Source organism: Roseibium album, assembly GCF_001404515.1.
In the GTDB taxonomy this organism is placed as follows: domain Bacteria; phylum Pseudomonadota; class Alphaproteobacteria; order Rhizobiales; family Stappiaceae; genus Roseibium; species Roseibium album.
On the sequence record NZ_CXWE01000010.1, the window covers coordinates 159273 to 166734 of the forward strand.

Annotated in this window: 8 protein-coding genes; 7 read left to right on the forward strand and 1 reads right to left on the reverse strand. The window is 56.4% G+C overall.

The window, feature by feature from the left end; all coding sequences use genetic code 11:
• Nucleotides 1-131 precede the first annotated feature (131 nt).
• From LA5095_RS27955 to LA5095_RS27985, 7 genes are all read left to right on the forward strand, one after another.
• Entirely contained in the window at nucleotides 132-1115 is a 984-nt protein-coding gene (locus tag LA5095_RS27955; RefSeq protein WP_055121103.1) for a TRAP transporter substrate-binding protein, read from the forward strand.
• A gap of 27 nt (nucleotides 1116-1142) precedes the next feature.
• Entirely contained in the window at nucleotides 1143-2960 is a 1818-nt protein-coding gene (locus tag LA5095_RS27960) for a glycoside hydrolase family 2 protein (RefSeq protein WP_055121104.1), read from the forward strand.
• A complete protein-coding gene (locus tag LA5095_RS27965; protein WP_055121105.1) occupies nucleotides 2957-3697 on the forward strand; it encodes an FCD domain-containing protein in 741 nt (246 codons plus the stop codon). Before LA5095_RS27960 ends, LA5095_RS27965 begins: the two co-directional genes overlap by 4 nt.
• 26 nt (nucleotides 3698-3723) lie before the next feature.
• Entirely contained in the window at nucleotides 3724-4896 is a 1173-nt protein-coding gene (gene uxuA, locus LA5095_RS27970; protein ID WP_055121106.1) for a mannonate dehydratase, read from the forward strand.
• A gap of 98 nt (nucleotides 4897-4994) precedes the next feature.
• On the forward strand, nucleotides 4995-5396 hold the full coding sequence (locus LA5095_RS27975) for a dihydroneopterin aldolase (protein WP_055121107.1): 402 nt from the start codon (nucleotides 4995-4997) through the stop codon (nucleotides 5394-5396).
• A gap of 82 nt (nucleotides 5397-5478) precedes the next feature.
• The gene (locus tag LA5095_RS27980; RefSeq protein WP_055121108.1) at nucleotides 5479-6363 is read left to right on the forward strand and encodes a dihydropteroate synthase; all 885 of its coding nucleotides are present in this window, start codon (nucleotides 5479-5481) and stop codon (nucleotides 6361-6363) included.
• Nucleotides 6364-6383: 20 nt separating this feature from the next.
• Nucleotides 6384-7139 (forward strand): SDR family NAD(P)-dependent oxidoreductase, encoded by a 756-nt coding sequence (locus tag LA5095_RS27985; protein ID WP_055121109.1) that lies wholly within the window; start codon nucleotides 6384-6386, stop codon nucleotides 7137-7139.
• A 127-nt stretch (nucleotides 7140-7266) separates the two neighbouring features.
• On the opposite strand, the gene LA5095_RS33110 is transcribed toward LA5095_RS27985, so the two are convergent.
• Nucleotides 7267-7462: hypothetical protein (locus LA5095_RS33110; RefSeq protein ID WP_208992665.1), on the reverse strand; the 196-nt coding region annotated here is incomplete at its 5' end.

Consider the following 7462-nt stretch of genomic DNA (forward strand, 5'->3'; position numbering starts at 1 on the left):
AAAGGTTGACTGATTTGCGAAATTGGACGAACAATTTGCCATCCGTGGCAGTCACTGCCGCGAAAACCGCAGCCGGCATCCCGTTCAAGTCAGGGCGGAGAGTTTCGGCCAGGCTGCATTGGGAGGAAATCATGATGAAGTTTGTAAAGCTCGCGGCCATTCTGGCCGCAGGTGCTGTCGCAATGGGTTCGGTTGCCAACGCCAAGACCCTGCGTCTCAATCACAACAACCCGGAAGATCATCCGCTGCACAAATCCATGGAGCATATGGCGGAGAAACTTGAAGAAGCGACCGGCGGCGATTTGAAGATCCGTATCTACGCCAATGCGCAGCTCGGTACCCAGCGTGAATCCATGGAACTCATGCAGAACGGTTCCCTCGACATGGCCCGCTCCAATGCCTCCGAACTCGAAGCCTTCGAGGAATCCTACGGCGCACTCAACCTGCCCTATATCTTCGTGGATGCCGACCATTACTATGATGTTTTGAGCGGAGATATCGGCTCAGACATTCTGGCGGCATCCGAAGACAAGGGTTTTGTCGGAATTGCCTTTTACATCGAAGGTGCGCGGTCTTTCTATGCCAACAAGGAAATCCATTCACCGGCAGACCTGAAGGGAATGAAGATCCGCGTTCAGCCAAGCCCGTCCGCGATCCGTATGGTGGAGCTTCTTGGCGGCAACCCGACACCGATCGCATGGGGCGAACTCTATAGCGCCCTGCAGCAGGGTGTCGTGGATGGTGCAGAAAACAATCCGATGGCGCTGACGTCGGCGCGTCACGGCGAGGTTTCAAAGGTTTATTCAAATGATGGCCATACCATGATCCCTTCGGTTGTCATGATATCTTCCAAGACCTGGAACGAGTTGTCCGACGAGCACAAGCAGGCACTGACCAAGGCCGCGCGCGAATCGATGGATTTCCACCGCGAACAGTGGGATGCCATGAGCGCTGCTGCTGTTGAAACAGCGAAGACCGAACTCGGTGTAAAGTTTATCGAAGTTGAAAAGGGACCGTTTATCGAGGCTGTCCTGCCGATGCACCAGGAGGCGGCCGAGAAATCTGCTGTCGTTTCGGACCTGATCGACCGCATCAAGGCAAGCGCACCGCAATAAGCAAGGTCCAGGCTGGAGACAGGATAGATGCTCGAACGCTCGAAACTCGCCGACAATGCGCTGCAGGCGCTTCATGATGAAGACTATGATGTTCCTTTCAACACACAGTCCTTGAAGCACGACGGCCTGATCTTCATGGGCGGGCGGGCATCTGAAAGTCTCAACGGCGACTGGAATTTTTGCGTTGATCTACTGGACACCGGCCTCCGGCAGAAATGGTTTTCCATGCTGCCGGAAGCACCGGAGAAGCGCTGCGAGCCCTGGGATTACGACCCCTACATGGGCGAGACCGTTCCGGTTCCCTCCAATTGGGCCATGCTCAAGGACAAATGGTATTTTTTTGAAGGCAGCGCCTGGTATACGCGCACGCTCGATATTGAAGACATTGACGAAACAAGGCGCCAGTTCCTTCATTTCGGAGCTGCGAGTTATGACTGCAAGATTTTCCTGAACGGCGAATTTCTGGGCAATCACTACGGTGCGTCGACGCCGTTTTGCGTTGAACTGACCGGCAAGTTGCGCCCGGGCCGGAACTGGATAATGGCCTGTGTCAACAATACCCGTACCCTGGACAGGGTGCCTATGCGCAATACCGACTGGTTCAATTACGGCGGCGTTTATCGAGACGTCCGATACTTTGAAACTCCAAGAGATCTGATCAGGGACTTCTTCCTGTATCTTGTGCCCGACGGTACCTATTCCAGCCTTCGTGCCGAGATAGCCACATGTGGCACCAGGTCGGGTGTCGCACGACTGTCGATCCCGGATCTCGTTATTGACTGCACAATTCCCGTCGAGGACGGCAAGGGCAGCATCGAAATCTCCGCGCGCCCGCGACTTTGGAGCCCGGATGATCCGATGCTTTACGAGGCGGTCCTGTCATTCGGTGAGGATAAGGTCGCAGATCGCGTTGGTTTTCGCCAGATCGAGCGTCGGGGCACCGAGATCCTGCTAAATGGTGAACCTCTGTTCTTGCGCGGAATCTCGGTGCATGAGGACGATGCCGACCTGGGCAAGGTGACGACCGAGGAAGATCTGCGCCGGCGCTTCGAACATGCAGGGGAACTTGGCTGCAATTACCTGCGCCTGGCCCACTATCCGCATCACGAGCGCGCGGCGGAACTGGCCGATGAGCTCGGATTTCTCCTGTGGGAAGAGATCCCGGTCTACTGGGCGATCGACTTTGCCAATCCCGCTACCTATCGGGACGCGGAGAACCAGTTGATGGAGCTGATCAAGCGGGACAGGAACCGCGCAAGCGTCATCATCTGGTCGGTTGGCAACGAAAACCCGGATACGGACGCCAGGCTCGAATTCATGAGGGGACTGGCCGAAAGGGCTGTTCAACTCGATCCGACCCGCCTGACATCGGCTGCCTGTCTCGTCAATCACGCAAACAACTGCATTGAGGATCGGCTCGCAGAGCATATCGATATCATCGGCCTCAATGAATACTACGGCTGGTACGAGGAGAATTTCGATGACCTTGCGGAGATCGGCCGGAACTCTGATCCGGACCGGCCGGTCGTGATTTCCGAGACCGGCGCTGATGGCGTGATTGGCGTCAAAGGTCCGCAAAACGGCCTCTTCAGCGAGGACTACATGGCCGAAGTCTATCGCAGGCAGATCGCTACCTTGCGGGAACTGGACTACGTCAAGGGCATGTCGCCGTGGATACTTTATGATTTCCGAGTGGAACGGCGCCAAAACATCTTTCAAAATGGATATAATCACAAGGGGCTGATTGCGGCCGACAAAAAGACGAAGAAAAAAGCGTTCCATATTCTGGCGGATTACTATCGGAAGATTGCTGCGGACGCGAAGAGTGCAAGGAAGGCTTCATGACCAGCGATGGTTCAAAGCGCCGATATCAGGAAATTGCCGAATCCCTGGCACGGCGGATCGCGGAGGAAGGGTACCGGCCCGGTGACAAGTTTCCGACGGAAAGGCAGATTTCCCTTGAAATGGGCATCAGCCGTTCCCTTGTGCGCGAAGCCTTCATCATGCTCGAGATCGAGGGATATCTCGACGTGCGCAAAGGCTCGGGCAGCTATGTCGCAGCCGGTGAAAAAATTTCGCTGAACATCCAGAAGTCCGACTTCGGTCCCTTTGAACTGCTGCAGGCTCGGCAGCTGCTGGAAAGCAGTATTGCGGGTTTTGCCGCGTCAACCATTACCAAAAGTGACATCATAAAGCTTCGGGAGACGCTCGAACTGGAACGCAGGGCGATCGAAAACGGCGAAGAGGACTATTTCGCCGACCGGCAATTCCATCTTCGGATCGCGGAGGCCACCCAGAACAGCGTTCTCGTCGATCATGTCGAGGAGCTTTGGAAGAAACGGGAAAACAGCCCCATGTGGGCAAGGCTGCACGATCGGATTTTCGACCTGAGTTACCGGACAAGTTGGCTGGACGACCATGCCGCCATTCTGGAGGCCTTGCGTCATCGCAATGCGGAACAGGCCCGGCTTGCCATGTGGCAGCATCTTGAAAATGTGCGCTTGACCCTTCTTGAACTCTCCGATGTCGGAGATCCGGAATTTGACGGGTATCTCTATACGCCCACGGTCGCGTCACCTTAAAGAGCACGAATAGAAAGAATAAGGCGATGATCGAAAGCTGGCGCTGGTTCGGACCGCACGATCCGATTTCTCTGAATGACGTTCGTCAGACCGGTGCAACCGGCATCGTGACTGCATTGCACGAAATCCCGAACGGAACTTTCTGGCCGGAGGAAGAAATCGCGGCGCGTCGGCAGATGATCGAGGATGCGGGTCTGACCTGGCAGGTCGCCGAGAGCATTCCGGTTCATGAGGACATCAAGACCGGTGCGCCTGGCTGGGAACGCTGGGCACGGAATTGGGCGGAAACCGCAAACGCTCTTGCCCGGCAGGGCATCACGACCATTTGCTACAACTTCATGCCGGTCCTGGATTGGACGCGCACCGATCTCGACTACTGTCTGGAGGGTGGCGCCACCGCCTTGCGGTTTGAATTCGCCGCCTATGCGGCCTTCGACCTTTTCATCCTGGAAAGGGATGGCGCCGAAGTTGACTACAGCAGCGGCGATATTGCCGCAGCCCAATCCTACCTTGCCGCCTGTTCGCATGAGGACCGGGACCGGTTGACTGCCAATATCATTGCAGGTCTCCCCGGATCAGAAGAAAGTTACACACTCGATGCCTTCAGGGACCGGCTTGCCGCCTATCGGGACATCGGACGCGAACAACACTTTCAGCATCTTCGGAATTTTCTGGAGACGGTCATTCCAGCGGTCGAGGATGCCGGTGTCGTCCTTGCGCTCCATCCTGATGACCCGCCGCGCCCCCTGTTCGGACTGCCGCGCATTGCCAGCACGCTTTCGGATCTGGAGCGAATAGCGTCGATGAATGCTTCCCCGGCAAATGGATTTACCTTGTGCACCGGTTCGCTCGGTGTGCACCCGGACAACGACCTCCCCGCGATCGTCGAGGCCATGGGCGATCGTATTCACTTCGCCCATCTGCGGGCAACTCGCCGGGAGGGCGATCCGCGCAGCTTTTACGAAGACGCTCATCTTGGCGGTGACATTGATATGGTTGCAATCATCCGGGCGCTGCGCCGGATGGAAGCAGGATCCGGAAAACGCATTCCCATGCGGCCGGATCACGGGCATCGGATCCTGAACGATCTGAGCGGAGCCTCCACACCGGGCTATCCGGCAATTGGACGGCTCAAGGGTCTGGCGGAACTGCGCGGCGTGATCCGTGCGGTGGATTCCATTGACAACCTGCGCTCTTGACGAGACGACCGGTTGCGGCAGGTGACTTGACCTGCGCCCGCTACCGGCTACATCCATGTCCTGAAACCTGAAGCAAGTTCCGAAGGACAGGAAGTTTGATGACTGAAAGCCCGGTGAAGTCGATCGGCCTCGTTGAAGACGGTCCGGATGTGGTCCTGATCGAAAATCTGCTGGTGCCGGCAGAAATCGGCGTACTTGATAGCGAGAAGGGGCGCAGTCAGGCGGTCCGCTTCGATGTCGAGATCGAGACAGTGGCCGGTTACAGGCGTGTCGTGCGGGAGAGCGGAACTTATGTTTCTTATGCGGACACGGTCACTTTCATACAGGACAAGGCGCAGCGTGGCGGGCATGTCGAGCTCGTGGAAGAATGGGCCGAAGCCATTGCAGAGTTTGTGCTGTCAAATCCGCTCGCCTCACGTGTCACGGTCAAGGTGACCAAACCCGATATTTTCGAAGACGCCGGCGGGGTAGGCATTCGGGTCACGCGCAAGAAGGCTTGAATTGACTTGCATTGCAAAGCACCCTTCCTTTGTGACCCCGGGCTTTTGAAACCAAAGCCGAACCATCCGGAGACCTGCCTTCATGATTTCTGCAGATCGCATTCTGCCGCTCTGGCTCAAGTATCGCGACGCTCTCGAAACCCCCGTCAGAACATTCGATTTTCCGAAATTCGGCCGCAGGTTCGAAGACAGAACCTACCAGATGGGTGTCCTGAACCTTTCGGCGGACAGCACCTATCGTGAAACCGTCTGTCACACGTTTGAAGCGGCGCTTTATCGAGGGCGGCGGATGACGCTTGAAGGTGCGGCAATGGTCGATATCGGGGCCGAGTCGACAGGCGATACGGCCGACATCGTATCCATCGAGCGGCAGATAGACCGGATGCGCCCGGTGGTTACGGCTCTCGCAGAGGAGAACATTCTGGTTTCGGTCGAAACCTATCACCCCGAGGTCGGCGTGGCGCTGCTGGAAGCAGGTGCAGGTGTTGTCAATCTGACCGGCCGTGTCGATGACCCGGCCTTCTATGAAGCCATAGCTTCTCATCAGGCAGGTGTCGTTCTCTGTTATACACCGGGAGAAAATGCAAGGTCCGGCGACTACCTGCCACCGGCGGAAGACATTTTTGATCATCAGCTGACTTTCTTCAGGGAGCGGATCGGCATAGCGACCGATGCGGGCGTGGAGCGTCTTTGGGTGGACCCGGGTTTTGGGTTTGCATTGCATTTGCCCGATGGCCCGGACAGGATCCGCTATCAGACAGACAGCATTCTGCAGTCTTTCCGGTTGCGTGCCCTTGGCTGGCCGGTGACGGTGCAGCTGACTGGAGCGGTTTACCTGTTTCGCGACGAGGTACGTGTTGCGCAGACCAGTGCTGCGACGCTTGCGGTGTTGTCGAAGGCCAATCTTGTGCGCAGTCATGAAGTTTCAAGGGTGCAGCCGGTATTGAACCTGCAGGATTTTGCCTGACACAAACTGGGGGAACGACTATGGCATCAAATCACATTGCGTTGGTAACAGGAGCGGGAAAGCGCCTCGGCAAGGCCATTGCCAAGGGTCTTGCCGACAAGGGATACGCGATCGGACTTCATTTCAATTCGTCGGTTGGTGGCGCTCAGGAACTTCATGATGAGATCCGCGCTTCTGGTGGTCAGGCAGTTCTGCTGCAGAAGGATTTGAGCCGGCCCGAACTTGCAGGCGAACTGATTGCCGAAACTGCCGCCGCACTTGGCGGCCCGGTTTCGGTCCTCGTCAATTCTGCGTCTGCTTTCAATACGGACAGCCTTCACGACCTGACCCATGAAAGCTGGCAATTCCTGATGAACGTGAATGCGGCGGCTCCGGTCTTTCTGATGCAGGCCTTTGCCAATCAGGATCCGTTGCCCGAAACCGGGTCGATCGTGAACATGCTGGACACTCAGATGCTGTCGGCATCACCTGAAAGGTTCAGTTATTTCTGTGGCAAGTTTGCGTTGGAAGGGGCGACCCGGCTCGCGGCCTTTGAGCTTGGGGCGAAGAAGATCCGTGTCAACGCCATCGCACCGGGGCTCATACTTCCGAGTGACCAGACGCAGGAGAACTTTGACAGCCGGCAGAACCTGACACCCCTCGGGCCCGGGCTTGGACCGGATGACATCGTTGGTGCGGTGCAGTACCTGGTCGATGCGAAACAGGTGAGCGGACATACGTTTGTTGTCGACGCCGGCCAGCGGCTGATGGGTTTCGGAAATTCACCGATCGGCTGAGCATGGCGCCCGGTTCTGAATTAGCTAATAGATGGTTAATATCCACCGGTGGGGCACCAGGGAAATTTTTCCCAAAAAAATTCAATTAGCCTGTTGACGTTATAAGATGTGGTGCGTATAACCGCGCTCATCGACGGCGGCGATGTCGCTGGCGGCAGGGTTTTGTGACCTTAATTCCAGAAAATTGGTCTTTGTTGGCCGGGTCGAGAGGTTCGGTTAAGGCTTGTTTTTGTTGTGATTTTGGTTTTGCCTTTTGAGGTTTTTCCTCGGTTCTTTGACAATTTGGTAATGAAGGAAGGGAAGCGTAGGCGGCGTTGGCCTTG